This is a genomic window from Labrenzia sp. ATLA3, assembly GCF_057180185.1.
Genome location: NZ_JBXUKV010000010.1, coordinates 177,280 through 201,177 on the forward strand (window position 1 = coordinate 177,280; position 23,898 = coordinate 201,177).

Genomic DNA, 23,898 nt, shown 5'->3' on the forward strand with positions numbered 1-23,898 from the left:
GCCGCGCGCAACGTGACGTGCCGCACCAAGAGGCACGAAGGTATGGACCGGCAGGAAGATCAGGCTTGCCATATCGCAGATCTGTTCTGGGTCGAGCAAGATGATGTCGATCAGAGACGGGCATGAAAGCGTCGCCTCTGCCATGTGACCGGCCCATCGAAAAGTTACGGTTTGCGTGGCCGTCAGCGCTTGCGCCGCCTTCGAAACAGACGAATGGCGACGAAGATCACGAGCGCAACGATTACCACAAGCGGAACCGCATGCATTGCGTTCGGATGGTGCGTCAACCAGCGCGCGGCTCTGCCGCCAAGCACGGTCCAGAGCCCGGCCCAGGCCGCTGCACCGACGATGTTGGCGATCAGAAACCGAATCCAGGGCATTCCCGTCGATCCCGCAACCAGTCCGTTGAACTGGCGCAGCACGACGAAAAACCGCGCGAACACGACCATGAACGCGCCGTATTTCTCCGTTGCGGCCTCAACGCGCGCGTAGCGCGCCTGTGTCAGGCCCACGCGGTCGCCATAGCGTGCCACCAGCGACTGGCCATATCGATGCCCGATGACGTAACCGATGTTGTCCCCAATGACCGCCCCCGCCCAAGCCGCCAGGAAAACGTACGGCAGGCGTGTTGCGCCCGCGCCGGCGGCGGCCGAGGCGGCAATCAGCGCGCTTTCGCCGGGCAGAGGCAAGCCGAAGGCTTCCAGAAGGACCGTTACGAAAACTGCCGCCGGGATGCTCCCGCCCAGCAGTCCCCAGCTGGAGATGAGCGAGATCTTCATCGCTCATCTCGCCTTGCATCTCGCTGCACGAGCCGCTTTCCTCTCGCTCTATCGCAGGAAGTTGTCGCGCAAGAGCGACACGACTTCGCGCGTGCGCCCGTCCAGCACGGCCTTAATGCCGAAGAGCGCGGTCGAGGCGACCTGACCGGCCTCAATTTTGGGGGGCATGACCAGTTCCACCCGATTGACGCGGACGTCGAGGATTGCGGGACCTTCGGCGGCAAGCCATTCCTTCATCGCGCCTTCCAGATCACTCGCATTCTCGACCCGCCATCCCTTCAGACCGCACACCTCAGCCAATTTGGAGAAATCGGGGTTCTCCAGCCCGGTGAAACTGTCGAGCAGGCCACTGACCCGTTGCTCCATCTCGACGAAGCCAAGGCTTTCGTTGTTGAAGATGAGAATCTTGATCGGCAGCTTCTCTTGCTTGAGGGTCAGAAGATCGCCCATCAGCATGGTCATGCCTCCGTCACCACTCAGCGAGATGACTTGGCGCCCGGGATAGGCGGCCGCGGCCCCCATGGCCTGCGGATAGGCATTGGCCATCGTGCCGTGCAGCAGGCTTGTGAGGAAACGCCGTTGGCCCTTCGCCGTCAGGTGCCGCAAAAGCCAGACCATCGGGGATCCGCCATCGGCGGTAAAGATCGCGTCCTGCGCCGCCAGCCGGTCGAGCGTGTGGGCGACGAACTGCGGATGGATCAGCGACGGATCGTGTTCGTCGGCCTCGGAAACGTAGCCTTCAAGATCCTTTTTCCACTGCTTGCGCGCGGTGTCGAGATGGGCCTTGTCTTCCTTCTGGTCCAGTCGGTCGAGCAGCGCCTCGATGGTCGGGCCGATGTCGCCGACAAGACCCATGCCTACCGGCGCGCGGCGTCCGATATGCGCCGGGTCGTGATCGACCTGGATGATCTTCTCCTTGCCGGGATAGAATTGCGTATAGGCGAAATCCGTGCCGAGGCAGAGCATCACGTCGGCGCGGTCCACGGCCTCGACCCCTGCCTTGTTGCCCAGAATGCCTATCATGCCGATGTTGTAATCGTTGTCGGGCTCGATAAATTCCTTCGAGCGGGAGGTATGGGCGATGGGCGCGGCCAGCTTTTCGGCCAAGGCCACCAGCTGGGGCTTGGCATCGCGCGCGCCGATCCCGGCATAAAGCGTGACCTTGCCCGCCGAGTTGAGCCGGTCCGCCAAGGCGTCAAGCTCGTCGTCCGCGGGTCGTTGGCGCGACTTGGGCCGATGGACGGACCAGGCCAGATCGTCCTTGGTGTCTTCCTCGAACATGTCGCCGTTGATGATGACGACCGCGACACCACCTTTGGTCAGGGCCGCCTGCGCGGCTTGCACGATGATGCGGCGAGCTTGGTCGGGATGCGAGATGTATTCGCAGAACACGCTGTATTGCTCATAGATCTTTCGCTGGTCCAACTCCTGGGGAAAGCCCAGACCGGTCTCGGCGCGCGCCACGTCCGTTGCGATCAGGAGGACGGGTGCGCCGTTGCGGTGGCTCTCGAAGATGCCGTTGACGAAATGAAGTGATCCGGGGCCACAAGTACCTGCGCAGACGGCCAGTTCACCGGTGAAAAAGGCCTCACCGCCAGCGGCAAGCCCACCCGCCTCTTCGTGGCGCACATGCACCCAGCGCAGATCTGAGCGGCGCACCGCATCGGTGAAGTGATTGATCGTGTCGCCCACGATCCCCCAACAGCGCTTCGCACCAGCTTCGATAAGGGTGTCAACGACAACATCGGCAACCTTGGCCATTTTCGTATTCCTTATTTTTATCAGTTGGTTAGTTCGCGCGTTCCCGTGCGAGATCAATGGCGGGGCGGAAACTGGTCGCCTGCGCTGCGCGCCAGAAGTCGGCGTAGATGGTGTCTTCAGGGGCATCCAGAAGCGCCCCTTCGCTGAGGAAAGTGTGAACCCGATCCATCGGCACCCCCTTTTCGGGCCCGCTGCGATGCATCAGATGGTGCGGCTCAAGCTCGCTCGGGTGGTCCAGTCCGGCCGAAGCGACAATCTCCATCAAGGCATTGACGGTCTTGTCGTGAAACCGGGCCGAGCGCTCGCCCTGAACCTCGGGAACAAGGCCGCGTTGACGGCTTGGATCCTGTGCGGTGACACCGGTTGGGCAGGTGCCGAGATGGCAGCGCTGAGCCTGGATGCAGCCGACCGAGAACATGAAGGCCCGCGCCGCGTTGCACCAGTCCGCCCCCTGCGCGATGCTGCGCGCCAGGCCCATGCCGGAATAGACCTTGCCGCTTGCCGCCAGCCTGATCTGCGATTTGACGCCCGCCCCCACCAGAGCATTGCGCATCAGGATCAGGCCTTCGGACAGAGGCATGCCGACCCAATCGGACAGTTCCAGAGGAGCGGCCCCGGTGCCGCCCTCGCCGCCATCCACGACGATGAAGTCGGGGTGAATTCCCGTCTCAAGGATCGCTTTCATGATGGCAAAGGGCTCATGTGGCTGTCCAATGCACAGCTTGAGGCCCACGGGCTTGCCGCCGGACAGCTCACGCATCCTCGCGGCGAACTCCAGCATCTCGATCGGTGTGGAAAAGGCCGAATGGCCACGCGGCGACAGGCAATCCTCATGCGCAGGGACCTGTCGGATCTTTGCAATTTCCTCGGTCACCTTGGCGGCCGGCAACAAGCCGCCGTGGCCCGGCTTGGCGCCTTGGCTCAACTTGATTTCGGTCATCTTGACCTCGTCGCGCTGCGCGGTTTCGGCGAATTTCTCCGGATCGAACTTGCCATCCTTGTCGCGCGCCCCGAAATAGCCGGACCCGAGCTCCCACACGATGTCGCCGCCGTTCTCCAGGTGATAGGGGGAAAGCCCGCCCTCGCCCGTGTCGTGGTAATATCCGCCCAGCTTGGCCCCGCGGTTCAGCGCACGCACGGCATTGGCTGAAAGCGCGCCAAAGCTCATGGCGGAGATGTTCAGGACCGAGGCCGAATAGGGCTTGCTGCACTGGTCGGATCCAACATCCACCCGGGGCGATGTAATCGGGTTCTCGGTGGGTGAGATGGAATGAACCACCCAGTGATAGGTGTCCTCGTCGGTGTCGCGTTCGGTGCCGAACGGCTGCGTGTCGGTGAGACCGTCGGCGCGCGCATGAACCAGACGTCGTGCCGACAGTGAATAGGGCGTGCCGCCGAGATCGTCCTCGACGATATAGCTGTGAAGATAGGGTCGCAGATCGTGGAACAGCCACCTGATCCGGCCGGCCACGGGATAGTTTCGCGTAATCGACCAGCGGGTCTGGAACGCATCGTACAGCCCGAGAAGGACAACGGCGGCCATTGCCAGGCCCAACCAGATCCATCCCATGACGACAGCGAGCAGAAGTCCAACCGCTGCGATAATCGGGACGATTGCGCGCTTTGACAGATCAAGAAGGCTGGCCAGTTGATTGTTCATTTTGTCTTCTTTCTTTTTTTGGTCAACGCAACGTGCCTGTGACCTGCCGTCAGTGCCCATGCACCATTTCTGGATTCTTACTTAACTCCGGTCAAGCCCTTGCACCTGTGTTTCTTGTTTCTTACTTGTTTCGGATCAAGCGCTTGCACCGCATTTCTGTGTACTGCAACTGACCTACAATCGGAAGTTCTTACGAATTGCTCGTCAAAGCTGAAATACTGTTGAGTTTCTATCTGCAGTCCCAGGCTTTCAGAGCGCCACCGGCGCAGCCCGGTGTCAGAGGCGGTGCAGCTCTCTCGTCTCCGGACCGAGACTTGAACCCAGAATCGGATGCCCTAAAAAATCCGAACACTTGAGTAGCTCTTTCTAACCGCGTTTCGAGAGCCACTCTGCAACCCGAAGGAACAAACATGGACGTCACACAGATCATCCTCCAGGACCACGCCGAACAACGCCGTCTGTTTGCTGCGATCAACGAGATCGACCCAAGCGACACCGAAGCCCTCACGGCCGTGTGGGGTCGCTTGAAAGCCCTGCTCGATTCACATGCAGAGGCCGAGGAGCGCTTTTTCTATCCTGACCTGCTGAAAACAGGCACCGGTGCCGCAGATGCCGACGATGCGGAGGAAGAGACACGCGACGCCATTGGCGATCACAACGAGATCCGGGATACCGGCGAAAAGGTGCAGAATTACAAGGTTGGAACACCGGAGTGGTTCTCGGCAGTCGCGGCCTGCGAGGTCGCCAATAGCGATCACATGGGTGAAGAAGAGCGTCAGGGCCTCGCGGATTTCCGCAAACGCAACTCTCTGGAGGAGCGCCACAAATTGGGCGTCCGCTTCCTTGCGTTTCAGTGCGCACATCTGACGGGTGTCCCCGTAAAGGACAAGGATGTGGACGACTACGTCGAGGATCCGGCGCAGACACTGGGCAACGCCTGATCCAAGCACCCCTGAAGGCGGATCGCGGCCACAAAGCGGCCGCCTTCGCAATCGGATGGTAGTCCGGGTTGCAGAAATTCCAAATATGCCTGACGCGCATCCGGCAGGTGCGTGTCAGCGCCAGGCCATACCCCTTTCGGGCTCTCACCCGACCTCAGGCTAGTCGTGTCCCCGCTGGGACTTGATGGCGCTCTCCAAATCGATGCGTCGGTCAAGTTCCACCGCCTGGCTGACGGTGATCTCGCCCTCATTTCTTTGATCCTTCAAGAAACGGCGCTCTGCTTTCAGAGCGACACTGTGAAGATCGCAGCGCAGCTCGGCGGTGGCCTCCCGGTCATCCGCATCGGATTCGTGATGCAAGCTGTCGAGCCGATGTTGGTAGATTTCCATGATTTCGCCCGAGGCCGCGTCGAGGGCAGTGGTATCTTCCATGTCCTTGGCCCGATCCGAGCGCGCGTCTTTCAGCGCCGACAGGGCTGCCTCCGCCATGCCGACCTCAATCTCACGCAGCTCGTCCCGTGTCGATCCGGTGCCCGACCAGTCAAGCCATCGCAGGCAGACCGGCAGCAGCAGCCCTGTCAGGGTCGTGGTGGATACGATCACCACGGCAGCAACCAGGATGGCGAGGTCTCGGGTCTCCAACGAAATCTCGCCAGAGGACGTTGCCGGCAATGTCAGGATTGCGGCGAGTGTCAGTGCTCCGCGCGGTGAGGCCACCGTCATCGACACCAGCAGCGGGAACAACTTCGGACCCGCGTCGCCCGCGCGCAGCTTTCGCCAGGCCGGCAGCACGCCAAAGACGATGCCAAGGACGATCAGCCTGACCGCGTAGAGCGCGATCAGGATCAGGCCGATCTGCAAGACAAGGCTTTCCGCCCCTTTCAGATTGGCACTTCCGGACACCTTCAGTCCGCTCTCCAACAGTCTGGGAAGTTGCTCGCCCAGCAGGACGAAGACCGCCCCGTTCAGCGTATAGCTGATCAGGTTCCAGATCGCGCGCCGCTCCAACCGATGGACCCCGCCACCCAGTTTCGCTGAATGGCGCAAGGTCACGGCCAGACCCGAGGACGCCGCGGCAAGAATGCCCGACGCTGAGACATGCTCGGCCGCGATATAGGCACCGAAGGGGATCAGCACCGTGATGAGTGCCGTCGATCCAGCATCAGCGCCCAGACGATCATCGATCTTTGCGGTCAGCCAGATGCTCAGCCATGTCACGGCGACGCCGATCCCGACACCCGCGCTGGACAGCCAAAAGAACTCGCCGCTGGCCTGCCAGATCGAAAATGCGCCCGAAGCGATCGCCGCAACCGCGAACTTGAAACACACCAGTCCGACGGAATCGTTCAACAGCGCTTCGCCCTGTAACACGGTCATCAGGCGGTGGGGCATTGGCACACGAGAGGTGATCGCCGAGACCGAAACCGGATCCGTCGGCGAGATCGCCGCCGCAAGGGCAAAGGCCACGGGAAGCGGCAACTGAGGCAAGATCGTGTGGATCAGGAGGCCGATTGCCACGACGGTGACAAAGACCAGAACAAGCGCCAGGCTCAGCACCGTCGGCGCATCACGCGCCAGGTCATCACTCGGCAAACGCCAGCCATCATAAAACAGGAGTGGCGGAACAATCATCAGGAAGAACAGATGCGGATCGAGCGTGATGTTCCATGGTGACAGCGCTCCGATGGCCGCCCCGAGCGCGATTTGCACCAGGGGTCGTGGCAGTCCGGGAACGATTCGCGACAGCAGACTGCTGATCACCGTGGCCAGCAGGAACAGGATCACGACGAGACCGACGTTCATACGGACCCCCGCCGTTTTTGTCCGTGAACGGTCATGGTTTGACTTTCCTTCGACGGTGACACCCGAGGGTGCGGACCTATAAATGAAGACGAAATGGCATCTGAAAACTCTGTCGAACTTTCATCTTTTGCAAGGAACGTTTTTTCGCTCAGGCGGTTCCAGTGGGCTGCCAGATCAGCCTTCATCGCGGCGCCGGTCGAGCAAATTTCTCCTAGCGGAAAGTTGCTGGCACCTTGACGAACTCCATTGCAAGGCGCCCTCATTTCGGACGTTCGAGACTTCTCCGGAAGCCAGACACTAATCATTGAAAAGGCTTCACTTCTTCCACTTTCAGATATCCTAAAGGAAGTGGGTGGTAGACAAAGAACACCTTTAACAAGAAAGGCAGGGAACCAGTCCGGTGGGCAGAGCGTTACAGGTCAGTGTAAAAGCAAAAACAGATCTCTCCAAGAAAGAACACAAAGTGCCTCTACTGCGAATTGACATGATCGAAGGCCGCTCGGAAGAGCAGCTTCAGACCCTTCTCGACACCATCCAGAGCTGCGTCGTTGACGCCTTTGGCGTACCTGATTCAGACCGCTATCAGATCGTCCATGAGCACAAGCCGGGACGCATGGTGTTCCTTGATACCGGACTAGGCTTCACGCGTTCAAACCAGATGGTTTCGATCCAGTTCTTCACCAGTCCGCGAACGCATGTCGAGAAGATGAAGGTCTATGAGCTTCTTGCTGACCGCCTCGAAAAGGAATGCGGCCTCAATCCCAACGACTTGCTGATTTCCGTGTTCACCAATCGGGAGGAAGACTGGAGCTTCGCCCAGGGCGAAGCACAATACGTCACCGGACGCCTACCATAAGAGCCCTCTGCAAAACCGGTCGGATGGCCCTTCCACAAGGCGGGGCCGGGCGTGTCGCAAAGTTTCTCGCCAGAGAATTTCATTCCACTGCTGCAGGTCTGAATGTCCAATTTTTCACTTTCGGGTTGATTGTCTCACTGGCGAAATACCCACCGTATAATAGGGTTACGATTTTGGCTTTCACACCAGAATTGTTGTCTCCCTATTCAAGCTCTCCACGAACTCTGCGACACTCTCCATAACCTTGATCCCGACCCGTCCAAGTATAGCCGACCCCTTGTCCCGCACAGGCGCTCCCCCTTCCCGAGGGCGCCTCTGATCCATTTCCGAAAGGACCCTGCAGATGACCACTCTTGCCAAACTTCTTGTCGAAACGCTCGCCTCCGCCGGGGTAACGCGGATCTGGGGCGTGACGGGTGACAGCCTCAATGCCATTGACGGCGCCCTGCGCGAGAACGGTGAGATCGAGTTCATGCATGTCCGCAACGAAGAGGCCGGAGCATTTGCCACCGGTGCAGAGGCGGCGGTTACGGGCAAGCTCGCGGTCTGCGCAGGAAGCTGCGGGCCGGGCAACCTGCATCTGATCAACGGGCTTTACGACTGCTACCGCAACCGGGTCCCCGTGCTCGCCATCGCGTCGCATATCCCCTCCACCGAGATCGGGCTGGGCTTCTTCCAGGAAACCCATCCCACGAAACTGTTCGAAGAATGCAGCGACTTCTGCGAACTCGTCACCACGCCCAAGCAGATGCCGGGCGTCCTGCACAGGGCTTTGCGCACGGCCATCGGCCGGAACACCGTTTCGGTGATCGTGATCCCCGGCGACGTGTCTCTGCTGGACTTCGACGGTGACACCCCGGCCTTCGTACCGCCCTCACCGGTGCGCCGCGTGCCGGTCGATAGCGATATCGCGGCCGCAGCGGAGCTTTTGAACGGCTCGTGCGACGTCACGATCCTGGCCGGGGCCGGTACCGTTGGCGCGCATGACGAGGTCGTGGCGCTGGCCGACGCGCTGAAAGCGCCGATCGTGCACGCCTTCCGCGGCAAGGAATTCATGGAATGGGACAACCCTTTCGATGTGGGCATGACCGGACTGATCGGATTTTCGTCGGGGTATCACGCGCTGAAGGAATGCGACACGCTGCTGATGCTCGGCACCGACTTTCCCTATCGGAATTTCTACCCCGAGGATGCCAAGGTCATCCAGGTCGACCGTGAGCCCGGCGCGCTCGGCAAGCGTGTGGCCCTGACAATGGGGATCGAAGCCGACGTTGTGGAATTCGCGCGCATGATCACGCCGAAGATCGACGGAGGCCGACCGCGAGAGTTCCTCGACAAGGCGCTCAAGCACTATGCCAAGGCGCGTGAAGACCTCGACGCTTTGGCGATCCCCAGCAAGCCGGGCAAACCTCTGCACCCGCAGCATATCTATTCGATCGTCAACGAGGTGGCCTCGGAGGATGCGGTCTTTACCGTCGATGTCGGCACGCCCGCGATCTGGGCCGCGCGCTATCTCAAGACCAACGGCAAGCGGCGACTGATCGGCTCGTTCAACCATGGTTCCATGGCGAACGCGATGCCGCAGGCGCTGGGGGCGCAGGCGGCGTTTCCTGACCGGCAGGTCGTGTCCATGTCGGGTGACGGAGGGGTGGCGATGCTATTCGGCGAATTGCTGACAGCCGTACAACTGAAGCTGCCTGTCAAGATCGTGGTTCTGAACAACGGAACGCTCGGCTTCGTGGAGCTGGAGCAGAAAACCGGCGGCTACCTGCCCGAGAATGTCGCCCTGCAGAACCCCGATTTCGCAAAGGTCGCTGAGGCCATCGGCCTGAAGGGTATTCGTGTCGAGGAGGCCGACGATCTCAAGGGCGCGCTGCAGGACGCTTTCGCCCACGATGGCCCTGCGCTGATCGACGTGGTGTCGAACCGGCAAGAACTGGCCATGCCGCCGACTATCAAGGCCGACGAGGCCATCGGCTTCAGCCTCTATGGCATGCGCGCGATCCTGAACGGACGCGGTGACGAGATCGTGAAACTGGCCACCAGCAACCTCTTCAGATGAGCCCCCAACCAACCGGCCGAATTCTTACATTTATTTGATCTTGGGAACCGGCAGAGGAAAGAAACAAGATCAAATATAGCCGGAAATGAAACGAGTGCGCAGCGGGGCTGGTCCTGCCGGTGGTGGGAGGTCAGCGCTGCGCATACTGCAACGCCAAGACGGGAGTGATCCGAATGGCAGCCCCAACCTCCCGCTCTGACGGAGCCATGACCCACTATCGCTGGCTCGTCGTCGCGCTTCTCTTCGCCATCGTCGTGATCAACTACATCGACCGCTCGGCGATCTCCTACGCCATCGACCCGATCTCAAAGGAACTGAGCCTGTCGGACACCCAGAAGGGGCTCATCCTCGGGGCTTTCGGGGTTGGCTACATGTTCACCACCTTCATCGGTGGTATCCTGACTGACCGTTTCGGTCCGCGCATCATCCTGACTGCTGCAGTCATCCTCTGGGCGGTCTCAAGCGCGCTGACCGCCGTCGCCTCCAGCTTCTTCCTTCTCCTGGCCCTGCGCGCGCTGCTGGGTCTTGCGGAAGGGCCGATGTTTCCAGGCCTGACCGGTGCCGTCGCCAACTGGCTGTCACCGCGTGAACGCGCTCGGGCGTTAGGCTTTTCACTGGCAGCGGTGCCTCTCTCGTTGGCCATCGGCGGCCCTGTCGTCAGCGGCATCCTGTCCTTTACCGACTGGCGCTCGCTGTACTGGATCCTCGCCGTCGCAAGCCTTGTTTGGTTTCCGCTGTGGTTCTGGTTGTTCCGAAACCGGCCGGAAGAATCGGCTCAAGTGAACAAAACCGAATTGGCCCATATCCAGCACAAGGCCGTCGACGACACCGACACAGACCGTGGCAGCGGAAATGTCGTTCCTGCCCAATCCGACAACGCGACTGAAACAAGCTGGAAACGGCTGTTCACGAACGGAACGCTTCTGTCCAACTACTGGGCGTTCTTCGTCTTCGGCTATTTCCTGTTCTTCTTCATGACATGGCTGCCGGGATATCTGGAACAGAAGTTTTCGGTATCGGTTGCCAATGTGGGCTGGTTCTCCTTCGTGCCCTGGGCGGTCGCCGGCCTGGTGCTTCTGTTGCTTGGCAATCTGTCCGACCGTCTGCTGGAGAAAACCCACAGCCTTCGGATCTCGCGCAGCTGGCAGATCATCATCACGCAGCTGATCGCCGCCGTCGTCATCCTGCCCGTCGCCTTCACCTCGACACTCTGGGTCGCACTGGCACTGATCAGCGTGGCGGTTGCGGCCTCCATGGGGGCGAACGCGGTCTACTACGCCGTCAACGTTGACGTGGCCCCGGACCGGTCGGCCACAGCGCTGGGGATAATGGACTTTTTCTTTGCTGTTTCGGGCTTTGCCGCGCCTGCCATCACCGGCTGGGTGGTCGGCAGCAGTGGCGGTTTCGAGCGGGCGTTCTTCATCCTCGCCGGGCTGGGAGCTTCTTCGGTGATTTTGACGTTCCTCTTCCACCGTCCCGACCGCGACGCGATCGACCATCCCTATCCGGAGCGGCGTTAACCGACGCCACCCTGCCAACCGGTCTGCAGAAAAGGACAACCACATGCGCCCCAAGACCACAGCCAAGTCGCCCTCGACCACGACGTTGCTCAACGACCCGAGCTTCAACAAGGGCACCGCCTTTACGGAGGAGGAGCGTGAGGAGCTGGGTCTAACCGGGCTGCTGCCCGCGCATGTAGATACGCTTGAGACCCAGATTTCGCGGGTCCACACCCATCTCGAAGCCAAGGGGACGGACCTTGAACGCTATATCTACCTGATGGGTCTGTGCGACCGGAACGAGACGCTGTTCTACGCGGTGCTCATGCAGGACCCGGCGCGGTTCGTTCCCATCGTCTACGACCCGACCATCGCTCAGGCCTGCCTTGACTACGGGCAGATCTTTCGCCGGCCACGCGGAATGTATCTGACGAAGCACATGAAGGGCCGGCTCAAGGAGGTTCTGTCCAACTGGCCGACGCGCGATATCCGCTTCATCTGCATCACCTCGGGCGGTCGCATCCTGGGTCTCGGCGACATCGGCGCCAACGGCGCGCCAATCCCCATCGGCAAGCTGCAACTCTACACCGCCTGCGCGGGCGTGCCCCCGAATGCCCTCTTGCCGATCCACATGGACATCGGCACGACCAACCGGGATCTGCGCGACAACCCGCTCTATCCCGGCCTGCACGAGGACGTGGCGAGCAGCGATGAGATCGACGCCCTGATGGACGAATTCATGCAGGCGGCGAACGAGGTTTTCCCGGGCATCTGCATCCATTTCGAGGATTGGAAAGGCACCGACGCTCTGCGCCTGTTCCACCGCTACAAGGACGACTACCTGATCTTCAACGACGACATCCAAGGCACTGCCAGCGTGACGATCTCGGGCCTGACGACAGCGCTGCAGATCAAGGGCGAGGCGCTGAAGGATCAGCGCATCCTTTTCGCCGGGGCCGGGTCCGCCGGAATCGGGATTTCCGAGATGATCGCAGAGGCGATGCAGGGCGAAGGCCTGAGCGAGTGCGAAGCGCAGGAGGCCATCACGCTCTTCGATGTGAACGGCCTGCTGACCAGCACGCGTGACGACCTCAATACCTATCAGCAACCTTTCGCCAAAGATCTCAAGGACACGAAGGACCTCGAGGCCGCGGTCAAGGCGGTCAAACCGACGATCCTGATTGGGGTCAGCACCGTCGGCGGCCTCTTCACCGAGGGTGTGGTCAAGGAAATGGCCAAGCACTGCGACCGGCCAATCATCTTTCCGCTGTCCAATCCCACCGAGAACGCGGAATGCACGCCCAAGGACGCTTATACCTGGACCGACGGCAAGGCCCTGGTGGCCTGTGGGGTGCAGTTCCCCGATGTCGAGGTGAACGGACAGGAATTCCACCCCGGACAGGCGAACAACTTCTACATTTTCCCCGCCCTCGGTCTTGCAGCCTACGCGACCAAGGCGACGAAGATCGACAGCGAAATGTTTATCGCAGCTGCCCGGGGGTGCGCAGGGCAGGTCTCGGACTCGGCCCGCGACAAGGGCATGCTGTTCCCGCCGCAAAAAGACATGCTGGCCACCGAGCTTCGGATCGCCGTTGCCGTTGCGCGGAACATCTTCGACCGCGGTCTGGCAGGTGTCGAAGAGCCCGATGACGTGGGCGCGCTGATCCAGAGCCACGTCTTCGAACCAGTCTACCAAAGCAACAAGGACTGAAACCAAAAGACGGTGGGCAGGGATCAACTTTCCCGTTGATCGTGGTCTATCTTTCCTTCGGCGGATCGAAAAAGCCCGCCGAAGGGCCGACCGCCTGGGCAAGGCCCCTGCCCCGCCACCACGCGGCCCTTTCCGGTCTTGCGCTTGAGAACCGGCCCGTCGTCGACTCCGTCAGGAGTTCGACGAGGCTCCGATAAGTTCCCGCAGAGCCTTTGGCGAGACGACCTTCAGCACCCCCATCGCGATAAACGCCAGGACGGTCGCCATAGCCGCCGCCGCAAGAACGGCGTCCATGCGCTCCTCCGCAATGGGTTTGTCCGGGGCGAAAATGCCGATCAGGACGATAATCGCGGTGGTAACGAACATGATCGCGATCAGCTTGGACCACGAGAGCAGCCACTGGAACAGGAAAAAACAGGAGACGCCGATGACGACGCTGCCCCATATGGGAAGCGACAGATCGTTCAAACCGATGGAAACGAGCCAGCCCAGGCCCGTGCCCAGGCACCTCTTGATCGCGTTGCCAAAGAAAAGCGAATGTGGCGGGAGGCACAGGAAGGCGAAGGCCAGGGGAAAGAAATAGCCGTGATTGCCGAGCTGATCGAAATACTGCCGCCCGAACCAGGTGGCAAATGCGAAACCACTGGCAAACAGGACACCGAGGACCAGAGCATGGGTACGCGAGCGTTCATCCTCGGCCGGAAAGCTATTTGAGGCCGACGTCAGCCGCGCCACCAGAAACGAGGCGAGCGCACCGCTCAAATAGAGGCCCACAACAAGCTCCGGATTGTTCTCCGGGATGATCTGTCCGGTGAAAACTGACCAGGTGATGCAGACCACGATCATCGGGCGCGCGTGGCCGAAACTGCCGAACAAGCCTGAAATCATTGCCAGGGCGGCGGCGATCAAAGGTGCCCATGCCCCGAAAAGCAGCACCAGATAGATGGCGCATGCCCCCACCAGAAGGGAAAGGGTCGCCATCCGGTAGCCCGATCCCCGGATTCCATTGATCATCGCAAGTGCCCCCAGAAACGGGACTGGTGTCATATGCGGGACAATAAAGAAGACGATGACAGCCGGTACAAAGGTCGCGAAGGTCGTACCTAATGCCAGCCGAAGCGGCACCGGCGATCCCTCGAAGATAAAGTCCCACAGCCACTGTCCCAGCGACGCAAGGCTCCAGGACGTTTTTTCGCTGGCCATTCGAATACCTCCCTCCTACGGTCCGACCAGCCCGGTCAGCAAAGCGATAACGAGGGCCGCGATTACGGCGGCCGGCAACGAGATGGAGACGACAAGCGGCGCATGAATGACCGTCAACGCCCCGGCTAAGGCCCCGATCAGGACGCTGAGCAATGTCACCACCGGGCCCACCGCCTCGCGCCAGTTCCCGCGCCCTGCGATCGCATCCGCTACCTTTCCTGCCAGTGTCACCAGCATCCCGCTCAGATACGTCCGGACATGGAAATCCATGTGCCCGCTGAAAGCATGGTTGATCATGCCCATCGCAGCCGCCAGAGCCACCAGTGTCAGATAGGCGTCGCCGCCCATGACCAGATTGACCGCCGAGGCACTAAGCACCCCAGCGACCAGCGCCAGCGACGCCGGATCCCGCCGCGCTTCGCCCGCGTTGACAAGGCGACCAACAACGCCCCCCACGAAGAACGCGAGAACCCCAGCAGCAATTTTCAAAGATGTCGCGCCGTTGCCATTCACGACACCAGTCACGATTTTGGTCAGGTTGCCGCTCATGAAAGAGGGAAACATCTGGATCGAGGCCAGCATGGCGAGATATCCGACCGCATCGATCCACCCGGCAACGGCGTTGAGGATCAACGATACAAACCCTTGCGGTATCGAGAGGCGCGTGATCGGCGAATTCTCTTCTGCGCCCCGCCCACGGGATTCGGATTTCTGCGGCATCGATATGTTCCGACTATCTTTTCGTTTCGTCGGACACCGACAGGTCCGCCCGGATATTTTTCAGGCCGCAAACTACCCGCCAAACCGGTTGACCGAAAGGCGTGGGATTGCCGACGGTATCTCCATGGCACAACCGTGTCCCCAGCTAGAAGCCGCAAGCACCTAGGCAATACCATTCAAGATGGTCGGAAAATGCCATCATCAACCAGTGGCGGTTTTGGTGCAAAATTAAAACGTGGTCGCTGCGTAACGTTCGTCCACCCCTAACGTTCCCGCATCGCATGTGCGATTTGATCGGCGACCGGTTTCACCAGATAGCTCAGAACAGTTCGGTCTCCCGTTTCCAGAAAAGCCTCGGCAGGCATGCCGGGGAGCAACACCTTGCCTTCGAGCTTGGAAAGCTCTTCGTCCAAGATGCCAAGGCGCGCGACATAGAACGCCATGCCCGTGCGCTCGTCCTGCTTGAGGTCTGCTGATACCGTCAGAAGCGTTGCGCGGAGTTCCGGCGTGGTTCTCTGATCGAAACTCGGGAAGCGAACACGCGCAGCCTGGCCCGAGGACAACTGATCGATATCCACCGGCCGCACCTGGGCTTCGATGATCAACTGGTCCTCACGAGGAACAAGCTGCAGAACCGTTTCGCCGGGGGCGACGACCCCTCCAATGGTGTGAACGGCAAGTTGGTGCACATAACCGGTTCTCGGGGCCCGGATCTCGACCCTGGTCAACTCGTCTTCAGCCGCGATCTTCTGTTCTTCAAGTTGCGCAATGCGCGAGCGAACCTCCTGAAGCTGCTCGAGAACCTCAGCCCGGTAGGATTCTTCGATCTGAAGGATCTGGATATGCCGCTCGCTGATTGCTTCCTTCGTGCGCGCAATTTCCGCTACGAGGCCGCCAAATTCGCCTTGCAGGCGGGCATGCTCCCGTTTCAGAGCCGTCACCCGGCTCTTGGAAACCAGGTTCTTCCCCAGAAGGCCTGACAGATCAGACAATTCCTCGTTGATCAGCTCGATCTCGGATCTCTTCGCTTCGACTTGCGCTTGGAGGCCTTCAATCTGTTTGTTGAACTGGCGGACCTGCTCGACAAGCTGATCCTTTCGGCCGGCTATCGATTTTCGCCGCGCGTCCAGAAGCATCTGCTGGCCGCGTTCTATATCACCGGGCTTGGTCTTACGATTGTCCGGCCAGGCAATCTCGTCGCGGTCGTCGCGCTCCGCCTCAAGGCGATACAGCTGTGCGGAGAGATCCCTGAGCTGTTTCGTGACAACCGCCAGGTTTGCCCGGGTCACCGTATCGTCCAGCCGTATCAGGAGATCGCCCGCAAGGACCTCGTCTCCATCCTTGACCTTGATCTCCTTGACGATCCCGCCTTCGCGGTGCTGAACGTCCTTGACGCTGCTTTCGACGACGACCGTACCGCTGGAGACGACCGCCCCCGAGATTTCGGCGAGGCCTGCCCAGATCCCGATGCCACCAACCAGAACGACGATGGCAAGGAAAGCAAACAGGAGATGGGACCGCACGGTCTTGCCAAGAAGCGCATCGTGATCGTTGCGACCTCCGCTCGGCGACGTCTCAATCATCTTCATCAGACGCCTCCCCTGCCTGTCACCTGCTGAGGCACTGGCTGCACGACCTGTTTGAGCACTTCCTCTTTCGGACCGAAGCCGGCCATTTTCCCATCGTTGAGAAAGAGTATTTTGTCGACCGATGCGATGGCGCTTGGCCTGTGCGCGATGACGACAACGATGGACCCGCGCTCTTTCATTGTTTGAATCGCATTTGAAAGTGCGTCCTCGCCCTGAGAGTCGAGGTTGGAGTTCGGCTCATCCAGAACGATCAGAAACGGATTGCCGAACACTGCTCTGGCCAGCGCGATGCGCTGGCGCTGGCCGGCAGAAAGCTCGCGCCCGCCCCGGCCGATGACTGTATTGTAGCCCTCTGGCAGACCAACGATCAGGTCGTGAACATCAGCGATCATCGCCGCTTCAATGACGTCTTTTGAGCTGGCACCATCCCTGAACCGGGCAATATTCCCGCCGATGGTTCCGTCGAAGAGTTGCAGGTCTTGCGGCATGTAGCCGATAAACTCACCGCGTTTCGGGCTCGGCCACTGGCCGAGTTCAGCCCCGTCGTATCGAATGACGCCCTTGAGTGGGGGAACCACACCCACCAGAGCCCGTGCCAATGTGGATTTGCCAGCCCCCGAACGGCCTATGATGCCGAGGCCCTCTCCCGCTTCCAGGGTCAAGGACACATTCTGGACGTACGGTAGCGTTTCGCCGACCGGGCCGCAAAACACCTGCTCAACTCGGATCTCCCGTTCCGGTACAGGAAGATCCATGATGTTCTTTTTTTCGTCGACCAGGTGCAGGACGCGTTTCAACCTGCTCAGCGCCTGCCGGCAGGCAACGAAACCGCGCCATTGGCCGACAGCCTGTTCAATGGGAGACAGTGCCCTGGAGGTCATGATGGAAGACGCAATCATCACGCCAGGACTGATTTCCTGCCTGATCGCGAGCCAGGCTCCAACGCCCAGAATTGCGGACTGCAATATGAACCGGATTGTCTTGATAGCCGTCCCGAAGAAACCGGACCGGTCGGCGGCCTTTCGCTGGGTCGCGAGATAATCCCCGTTCTGGGCGTTCCATTTTAGCGACAGGGCTTCCTGCATACCCATCGCGGTCAGGACTTCCGAATTGCGCTGCCCGTCTTCGATCGCGGAGGTTCGACGACCGGTCTGGCCGGCCGCCTCCTGTGCCGGGCCGCGCGACATGGCTTCGTTCAGGCCGATCATCGCGCAAATCACGACAGCACCACCCAGGGCAACCAGACCGAGCAGAGGGTGAAAAAGGAACACAATACCGAGATAGAGCGGCAGCCAGGGAATATCGAAGATCGCAGCCGGGCCCGGCCCGGACAGAAACTGCCTGACCGTGTCCAGATCCTGAACCGGCCGCAGCTTTGCCGACCTCGCGCCAAGCCGGACAGGCAGGAGGTTCGAGATTTCGTAGACGGCGTCCGAAAGCTTCGCGTCGACACGTTGGCCCACCCGCGCCAGAATACGGCCACGCACCCCCTCCAGCAGCCCGTAAAACGCGTAAAGCGTGATTGCCAGGGAACCTATGACCACAAGGGTCGGCACCGAACCGCTGGCCAGCACCCTGTCATAGACCTGGAGCATGAAGAGCGGCCCGGTAAGCATCAGAATATTGATGACGAGGCTCACCGCCCCAATGGCCCAGAAGGTGGGTCTGATGGAACGGAAGGCCAGCACAAGGGGATCGTTTTTCCGGGGACTCTGGGAAGCATTGCGAGCGTTTGATTGCATTGAAATCATTCCATTCGGCTGCTTCGCAGAGTTTTTGGAGAGCTTGTATGCGTCGAAAACATTTCCGTGTGACAACCAAATATGCAGCCCCGTCTCAGGCCGGGCATCTCTCCAACGCCAAAGTCAAATCGAGACGGGACAAAATCGGCAGTCTGACGTGCACCGGCTGGATGATATCGTTCGCCAAAGAACGTTGCGTCACGCTCAACACACCCCCAGTGTTCGGGCAATCACGCCCGCTGGACGTCGGTGACGACGATGAACAGTTTCCCTATCGCATGAGGTCATCCCTACGGATCTCACATCGATATAGATGTTCGGTTAACTTCCCGGTGTCACGCCACCTATGCGAAAGGAAGGCCGTCAGTAAAGACGATGCTTTCCACATCATAGAGATAGTTGCGTCCCAGATCGCCATCATCAATGAAGTATATCGTCCCTACTCTCGCGGCCAAACGATCACACTGTACATGAGAACACTACTCTTCAATCTGACGAAACTTTAGGCAAGAAGACAAGATTGACTTTCCTGAAGTTAGCAAGCCCCATTTTTTGGCACAAGCACATATTTTGCACCGCAACATATCTTGTCGGAGTTTGCACCTACATCAATCTATCAATATGATTTTAAAGCTTTTACGCCTGATTTCAGCCAGCGACCGACAGCATTGCACACAGGCCGATTGCAAAAAAATTAGGCTGTATCTGATCCGATACAACTATTCCAATTAGGCTTCGGAAATAAAACTGAAGCTCAGAGCAAATATTTAGCCGGCAGCCGCATCGAACCCAGCATTTTGCTGCCATTCGCGGTGCAACCCGAAGACATAAATATCTACCCCTGCGTCATGAGCATGTTACCGCAGTGCAAAATAATCCACCCATCTCTGATTGTGCAGAACCATGACCGTTGTGCGCTGCAGCACAAAATATGAGCACCTCCCCCTATTGCGGTACAAACAAACCCTGCGTAACCTCCGCTTACCTTTCGTTAACTCTCTATGTTGACACCTGAATTGCTCACGCGGGTTTCTCAGAATGATCCAGGACGCACTGCACAATGCAAGCGCTCGTCTGACCGATTGGCTGGACAGCAAGGCCTTGCCTGTCTGGTGGGAGATTGGCGCCGACAAGGCAGTCGGCGGCTTTTTCGAAGCCATTGCGCAGGACGGCACGGCTTGCCGGATCGATCGGCGCGCGCGGGTTCAGCCGCGCCAGATCTACTGCTATGCGGCAGCGGGTCACCAGGGCTGGAACGGCCCTTGGGAAGAGGCCGTAGGTCATGGGCTCAGGTTCTTCGACGAGACCTATCTTCTGGAGGACGGGCTATACGGTGCAATGGCGTCTTCAAGCGGCACGCTGACTGATCGCAGCTTCGATCTCTACAATCAGGCCTTCGCCCTCTTTGCCTTGGCACAGGCGGCAAAATCGTTTCCGGAAAACGCCGAAGCATACGGGATACGGGCGGCCACGCTTCTCGGGAGACTGAAAGACCGTTTCGCTCACCCGTTTGCCGGCTTCGAAGAGCAAGTCCCCCGCGTTCTGCCGCTGTGCTCCAATCCGCATATGCATCTGTTCGAGGCCGCTCTCGCTTGGCATGAGCTTGGTGGCGTACAGGCATATGCGTTCGGCAAACTGGCGGACGAGATCGCGGAACTTTGCCTCGGCAAATTCATCAACCCGGCAACCGGCGCACTCCGTGAATTCTTCGACGGTGACTGGGAGCAATTCGCCGAGGACAAGGGACGCACGGTCGAACCCGGACACCAGTTTGAATGGGCCTGGCTTCTGGTGCGCTGGGGAACGCTACGCGGACGGGATGATGCGCTTCTGAAGGCCCGGCGCCTCTTCGACATCGCGAAAACCTACGGCATCTGCGCCACTCGAAAAGTGGCGATCATGGCGCTGAATGACGACTTCACCGTGCGTGACGGCGTCGCAAGACTCTGGCCGCAGACGGAGTGGATCAAGGCGGCAATCGCCCTCGCTTCCGTTTCGTCAGGTGCCGAACAGGAAAGATACCTCGCATCCACCCTAGCCGCGTGCCAGGCATTGGAGCTTTTCCTGAACACGCCGGTTCCCGGACTTTGGCGAGACAAGATGAAAACCGACGGCAGCTTCATCGATGAGCCTGCACCTGCAAGCTCCTTCTACCACATCCTTTGCTCGATCTACGAATTGTCGGACAGGATTGAGCGGCTCAGCGAAAACGAACCGGCATTCGAAACCTTGCAGCCTCTCAAGAGAAAACTGGCATGACTTTCGGGGGCCGCAATGTGGCCACCTGCGAAGACCTCTCTCACCACTTTGAACCCAACAAAAGAATTATGCACACAAAATTTGCACCAGTTAAATTTTTGAACATAAAAACGCACTTCATAAAAGCATTTGTCACATGAATTTCACTTTCAAAAGAAAATTTTTTGATTACAATTTGAGATAATAAATATTCATCCGAGTAATCGCTTGAATAGCACATAAAAATCAGAATTTTTAAGGCGGTTAATCTAGACTCACGTCTGGTTTTTACGACCGTCAACGGACCTTCGTGACTTATTCTTTTGATGGGGTGTTTTGAGATGGTCGCCAAATTTGGAACAAGCGGACTGAGGGGTCTGTCAACTGAACTCGTCGGTGACACGACTCTTATCTACACGCTCGCCTTTGGCCGGTATCTTCTGGAGACAAACCAGATTTCCGAATTCGATACCGTCTACATTGGCCGGGATTTTCGCGAGTCCAGCCCCGAGATCCTGGAGCTTTGCGCGAACGCACTCAGCGAGCTCAATCTGAACGTGGTCGATTGCGGCACGCTGCCGACACCTGCCCTCGCCTATCACGCGATTGGACGCCTCAGCGCCAGTCTGATGGTGACCGGCTCGCATATTCCGGCTGATCGCAACGGTATCAAGTTCTATCGGCCGGACGGTGAGATTTCCAAGGTCGATGAAATGGAAATCACGCGCTTTGCCGCAATGATCACGAAGACGGACATTGTCGCAGTCAAGCGTGCCAACTCGCCTCCCGCCCGCATTTGTGACGAAGCGATGCGCGGTTTCGAGACGCGCCTCAAGACATTCCTGGAAGCCGGTGCGCTCAGCGGTCTTCGGGTCGGCGTTTACCAGCACAGCACCGTCGCCAGAGACCTTCTGGTCAGCATCCTCGAATATTACGGCGCCCAGGCAATACCCCTTGGTCGGTCCGAAACATTCATTCCGGTCGACACGGAAGCCGTCTCTGCAGAAACGGAAACGCTTTTGCAAGACTGGGCTGCCGAACACCAGCTCGACGCCATTGTTTCCGCCGACGGCGACGGTGACCGCCCTCTGGTCGCTGACCAAACCGGCACTCCCCTGCGCGGGGATCTCCTTGGATTGATCAGCGCCCTGCATCTGGGAGCAGATGCCGTGGTTACTCCGGTTACATCGAATTCCAGCATCGAGAAGGATGCGCCGTTCGAAACCTTCCGCACCCGGGTCGGGTCACCTTTTGTGATATCCGGCATGGAATCGGTCGAGGTGAATGGAGCGACAGCCGTTGTCGGCTTCGAGGCCAACGGCGGTGTACTGCTCCAGTCAAATTTCGATCGCGGGCCATCCAGGTTCGAAGCCTTGCCGACACGCGATTGTTTTGTCCCGATCCTCGCAACGCTCAAGAACCTCGCCGCGTCGAAAGACGACCTGGGAACCCTGGCGAGATCCTTTGGCCTGAAGGCTGCTCTGGCGGACAGGTTGGAAAACTACTCCACCGAGCGCAGCTCCAGCCTTGTTAGCTACCTCTCGCAGAATGAAGACAATTTGCGGGACTTCCTGGCCCCCGTCGGACAGCCCGTTTCGATCGACACGATCGACGGTCTGCGGATCACCCTCGACGGAGAACGGATCATTCACCTGCGCCCCTCCGGAAATGCGCCCGAGATGCGTTGTTACGTAGAGGCATCTTCGCTCAGCGAGGCGAGAAAACTTCTGAGGGACGGACTGGAGCTGCTCTCGGGCTGGACCGGCTCCAACGTTATTTCAGAGCGGTTGTCGGCATGAGTTGCCGCACCGAACGGCGGTGAAACGCCCATGAAAAACTGATCGCGAAGCGCGGCCTGAGTGCCGTGCTGCGGCGAACTCTACGTCATCTCTGAGATGACCGAATTACTTATCAATTATGAGGTGAATAACTGCCATGATCGACTTCAAGTCCAATGACGGAACTTTCAGCATCAGCGTGGTTGGTGCCGGATATGTCGGTTGCGTTTCCGCAGCCTGCCTTTGCAATGACGGCTACAATGTCGTTGCGATGGACGTCAGCGCCACAACGATCGAGCGCCTCGCCAACGGCAAGTCACCGATTATCGAACCAGGCTTGGACGAGCTGATTGCAGCTGGCCACGAAAAGGGCACGCTGAAAGCCACGACCGACATCGAGGAAGCCGTCCGGTCCACCAATATGACGTTCTGCTGTGTGGGCACACCCAGCCTTCCCAATGGCACCTTGAACACCGGCTATGTGAAGCAGGTCTCGGAAGACATTGGCCGCGTGTTGCGCGACAAGGACGAATTCCACATTGTCGTCATGCGCTCCACGATTCTTCCAGGCACGATGGAAGAAGTCGTGCTGCCGGCCCTGGCCGAAACTTCCGGAAAGGTACCTGGAGTTGATTTCGGCGTCGCCTACTATCCGGAATTCCTGCGCGAAAGCACGGCCATCGACGACTACTACAGCCCTGGCGCGATTGTCTTCGGCCAGTATGGCGATGACACCCGCTCCATTGATGCGCTCAAGTCGCTCGTCGCTCACATTCCGGTTGTTCCGCATGTCATACCGATGCGCAGTGGCGAAATCGTCAAATATGCAAACAACTGCTGGCATGCAGTGAAGATCAGCTTCGCGAATGAAATCGGCAACCTGTGCAAGTCCAAGGACATCGACAGCCACGATGTTCTGGAAGTCCTGTGCGCCGATACGCGGCTGAATATTTCCAAGGCCTACATGAAACCCGGCTTTGCCTTCGGCGGTTCATGCCTGCCCAAGGACTTGCGCGCGCTGACCGGTTTCGGCCGGCTCAACAACGTTCCGACACCGATGCTGGATGCTGCCTACAGCGCCAATCTGCTGCAGATCGACCGTGCCAAGAAACTGGTCAACAACGCCGGCAAGAACAACGTCGGTTTCATGGGCGTGACCTTCAAGGAAAACACCGACGATCTTCGCGAAAGTCCGATGGTCGAATTGGTGGAAACCTTTCTCGGCAAGGGCAAGCAGATCAATATTTATGATCCGAATGTGGTCAAGACCGAAAACGGTGGCCGAAACTATCTGCCCCATATCGCACCGCTTGTCTGCGACACGATCGACGACGTGGTTGCACGCTCCGAGATAGTGGTCATCGGAAACAAGTATCCAGGGCTTGCGGAGTCTCTTTCGGCTTCCAACAAGGAACTTACCGTGATCGACCTTGCTCGCGTTTCGATGACGTCGACGGCCAACCTCACCTACCACGGCCTCTGCTGGTAACGGCAGGGAAATCATCGGAAATCAAGCCAATGAGCGACGGATATTCCGTCGCTCATTTCTTGGCGCC

Annotated in this window: 16 protein-coding genes; 8 read left to right on the top strand and 8 right to left on the bottom strand. The window is 59.2% G+C overall.

What is annotated here, in order from left to right:
* Window positions 1-182: 182 nt before the first annotated feature.
* From AC2A6O_RS26195 to AC2A6O_RS26205, 3 genes are read right to left on the bottom strand one after another with little or no spacing between them, the layout of a single operon-like run.
* The gene (locus tag AC2A6O_RS26195) at window positions 183-779 is read right to left on the bottom strand and encodes a DedA family protein (protein ID WP_148587443.1); all 597 of its coding nucleotides are present in this window, start codon (window positions 777-779) and stop codon (window positions 183-185) included.
* A 48-nt stretch (window positions 780-827) separates the two neighbouring features.
* Complete coding sequence (locus AC2A6O_RS26200) at window positions 828-2,540, bottom strand: thiamine pyrophosphate-dependent enzyme (protein ID WP_498931519.1); 1,713 nt, start codon at window positions 2,538-2,540, stop codon at window positions 828-830.
* A gap of 28 nt (window positions 2,541-2,568) precedes the next feature.
* Window positions 2,569-4,200 carry an FMN-binding glutamate synthase family protein gene (locus tag AC2A6O_RS26205; protein ID WP_498931521.1) on the bottom strand — a complete coding sequence of 544 codons (1,632 nt, stop codon included), beginning with the start codon at window positions 4,198-4,200 and terminating at the stop codon, window positions 2,569-2,571.
* A 410-nt stretch (window positions 4,201-4,610) separates the two neighbouring features.
* Between AC2A6O_RS26205 and AC2A6O_RS26210 the strand changes: the two genes are divergently transcribed.
* A complete protein-coding gene (locus AC2A6O_RS26210; protein ID WP_148587440.1) occupies window positions 4,611-5,141 on the top strand; it encodes a hemerythrin domain-containing protein in 531 nt (176 codons plus the stop codon).
* 159 nt (window positions 5,142-5,300) lie between these two features.
* Here AC2A6O_RS26210 and AC2A6O_RS26215 read toward each other — a convergent pair whose 3' ends face one another.
* Window positions 5,301-6,944, bottom strand: coding sequence for a cation:proton antiporter (locus tag AC2A6O_RS26215; protein ID WP_498931523.1), 1,644 nt, complete (start codon window positions 6,942-6,944; stop codon window positions 5,301-5,303).
* A gap of 463 nt (window positions 6,945-7,407) precedes the next feature.
* Between AC2A6O_RS26215 and AC2A6O_RS26220 the strand changes: the two genes are divergently transcribed.
* The 4 genes from AC2A6O_RS26220 (at window position 7,408) to AC2A6O_RS26235 (ending at window position 13,072) form a co-directional block, all read left to right on the top strand.
* On the top strand, window positions 7,408-7,800 hold the full coding sequence (locus tag AC2A6O_RS26220) for a tautomerase family protein (RefSeq protein WP_498931525.1): 393 nt from the start codon (window positions 7,408-7,410) through the stop codon (window positions 7,798-7,800).
* Window positions 7,801-8,143: 343 nt separating this feature from the next.
* Entirely contained in the window at window positions 8,144-9,862 is a 1,719-nt protein-coding gene (gene poxB, locus AC2A6O_RS26225; protein WP_498931527.1) for a ubiquinone-dependent pyruvate dehydrogenase, read from the top strand.
* A 173-nt stretch (window positions 9,863-10,035) separates the two neighbouring features.
* Window positions 10,036-11,382 (top strand): MFS transporter, encoded by a 1,347-nt coding sequence (locus AC2A6O_RS26230; RefSeq protein ID WP_498931529.1) that lies wholly within the window; start codon window positions 10,036-10,038, stop codon window positions 11,380-11,382.
* Between the two features lie 43 nt (window positions 11,383-11,425).
* Window positions 11,426-13,072, top strand: coding sequence for an NAD-dependent malic enzyme (locus AC2A6O_RS26235; RefSeq protein WP_498931531.1), 1,647 nt, complete (start codon window positions 11,426-11,428; stop codon window positions 13,070-13,072).
* Window positions 13,073-13,243: 171 nt separating this feature from the next.
* On the opposite strand, the gene AC2A6O_RS26240 is transcribed toward AC2A6O_RS26235, so the two are convergent.
* The 4 genes from AC2A6O_RS26240 to AC2A6O_RS26255 form a co-directional block, all read right to left on the bottom strand.
* On the bottom strand, window positions 13,244-14,275 hold the full coding sequence (locus AC2A6O_RS26240) for an FUSC family protein (RefSeq protein ID WP_498931533.1): 1,032 nt from the start codon (window positions 14,273-14,275) through the stop codon (window positions 13,244-13,246).
* Window positions 14,276-14,290: 15 nt separating this feature from the next.
* The gene (locus AC2A6O_RS26245; RefSeq protein WP_498931535.1) at window positions 14,291-14,995 is read right to left on the bottom strand and encodes a DUF1275 family protein; all 705 of its coding nucleotides are present in this window, start codon (window positions 14,993-14,995) and stop codon (window positions 14,291-14,293) included.
* Window positions 14,996-15,258: 263 nt separating this feature from the next.
* Window positions 15,259-16,584: an HlyD family type I secretion periplasmic adaptor subunit gene (locus AC2A6O_RS26250; protein WP_498931537.1), complete on the bottom strand. Its 1,326-nt coding sequence runs from the start codon at window positions 16,582-16,584 to the stop codon at window positions 15,259-15,261.
* On the bottom strand, window positions 16,584-18,326 hold the full coding sequence (locus tag AC2A6O_RS26255) for a type I secretion system permease/ATPase (RefSeq protein ID WP_498931538.1): 1,743 nt from the start codon (window positions 18,324-18,326) through the stop codon (window positions 16,584-16,586). Before AC2A6O_RS26255 ends, AC2A6O_RS26250 begins: the two co-directional genes overlap by 1 nt.
* Window positions 18,327-19,364: 1,038 nt before the next feature.
* On the opposite strand from AC2A6O_RS26255, the gene AC2A6O_RS26260 reads away from it, so the two are divergent.
* From AC2A6O_RS26260 to AC2A6O_RS26270, 3 genes are all read left to right on the top strand, one after another.
* The gene (locus AC2A6O_RS26260) at window positions 19,365-20,585 is read left to right on the top strand and encodes an AGE family epimerase/isomerase (RefSeq protein ID WP_498931540.1); all 1,221 of its coding nucleotides are present in this window, start codon (window positions 19,365-19,367) and stop codon (window positions 20,583-20,585) included.
* A 320-nt stretch (window positions 20,586-20,905) separates the two neighbouring features.
* Entirely contained in the window at window positions 20,906-22,363 is a 1,458-nt protein-coding gene (locus AC2A6O_RS26265) for a phosphomannomutase (protein ID WP_498931542.1), read from the top strand.
* A gap of 136 nt (window positions 22,364-22,499) precedes the next feature.
* Complete coding sequence (locus tag AC2A6O_RS26270) at window positions 22,500-23,831, top strand: nucleotide sugar dehydrogenase (protein WP_148587429.1); 1,332 nt, start codon at window positions 22,500-22,502, stop codon at window positions 23,829-23,831.
* Window positions 23,832-23,898: the final 67 nt, after the last annotated feature.

What these genes read in the sequence shown, in the direction of transcription:
- AC2A6O_RS26195 (WP_148587443.1), bottom strand. Translation starts at nt 779, where the DNA reads ATGAAGATCTCGCTCATCTCCAGCTGGGGACTGCTGGGCGGGAGCATC.
- AC2A6O_RS26200 (WP_498931519.1), bottom strand. Translation starts at nt 2,540, where the DNA reads ATGGCCAAGGTTGCCGATGTTGTCGTTGACACCCTTATCGAAGCTGGT.
- AC2A6O_RS26205 (WP_498931521.1), bottom strand. Translation starts at nt 4,200, where the DNA reads ATGAACAATCAACTGGCCAGCCTTCTTGATCTGTCAAAGCGCGCAATC.
- AC2A6O_RS26210 (WP_148587440.1), top strand. Translation starts at nt 4,611, where the DNA reads ATGGACGTCACACAGATCATCCTCCAGGACCACGCCGAACAACGCCGT.
- AC2A6O_RS26215 (WP_498931523.1), bottom strand. Translation starts at nt 6,944, where the DNA reads ATGAACGTCGGTCTCGTCGTGATCCTGTTCCTGCTGGCCACGGTGATC.
- poxB (WP_498931527.1), top strand. Translation starts at nt 8,144, where the DNA reads ATGACCACTCTTGCCAAACTTCTTGTCGAAACGCTCGCCTCCGCCGGG.
- AC2A6O_RS26230 (WP_498931529.1), top strand. Translation starts at nt 10,036, where the DNA reads ATGGCAGCCCCAACCTCCCGCTCTGACGGAGCCATGACCCACTATCGC.
- AC2A6O_RS26235 (WP_498931531.1), top strand. Translation starts at nt 11,426, where the DNA reads ATGCGCCCCAAGACCACAGCCAAGTCGCCCTCGACCACGACGTTGCTC.
- AC2A6O_RS26240 (WP_498931533.1), bottom strand. Translation starts at nt 14,275, where the DNA reads ATGGCCAGCGAAAAAACGTCCTGGAGCCTTGCGTCGCTGGGACAGTGG.
- AC2A6O_RS26245 (WP_498931535.1), bottom strand. Translation starts at nt 14,995, where the DNA reads ATGCCGCAGAAATCCGAATCCCGTGGGCGGGGCGCAGAAGAGAATTCG.
- AC2A6O_RS26250 (WP_498931537.1), bottom strand. Translation starts at nt 16,584, where the DNA reads ATGAAGATGATTGAGACGTCGCCGAGCGGAGGTCGCAACGATCACGAT.
- AC2A6O_RS26255 (WP_498931538.1), bottom strand. Translation starts at nt 18,326, where the DNA reads ATGCAATCAAACGCTCGCAATGCTTCCCAGAGTCCCCGGAAAAACGAT.
- AC2A6O_RS26260 (WP_498931540.1), top strand. Translation starts at nt 19,365, where the DNA reads ATGATCCAGGACGCACTGCACAATGCAAGCGCTCGTCTGACCGATTGG.
- AC2A6O_RS26265 (WP_498931542.1), top strand. Translation starts at nt 20,906, where the DNA reads ATGGTCGCCAAATTTGGAACAAGCGGACTGAGGGGTCTGTCAACTGAA.
- AC2A6O_RS26270 (WP_148587429.1), top strand. Translation starts at nt 22,500, where the DNA reads ATGATCGACTTCAAGTCCAATGACGGAACTTTCAGCATCAGCGTGGTT.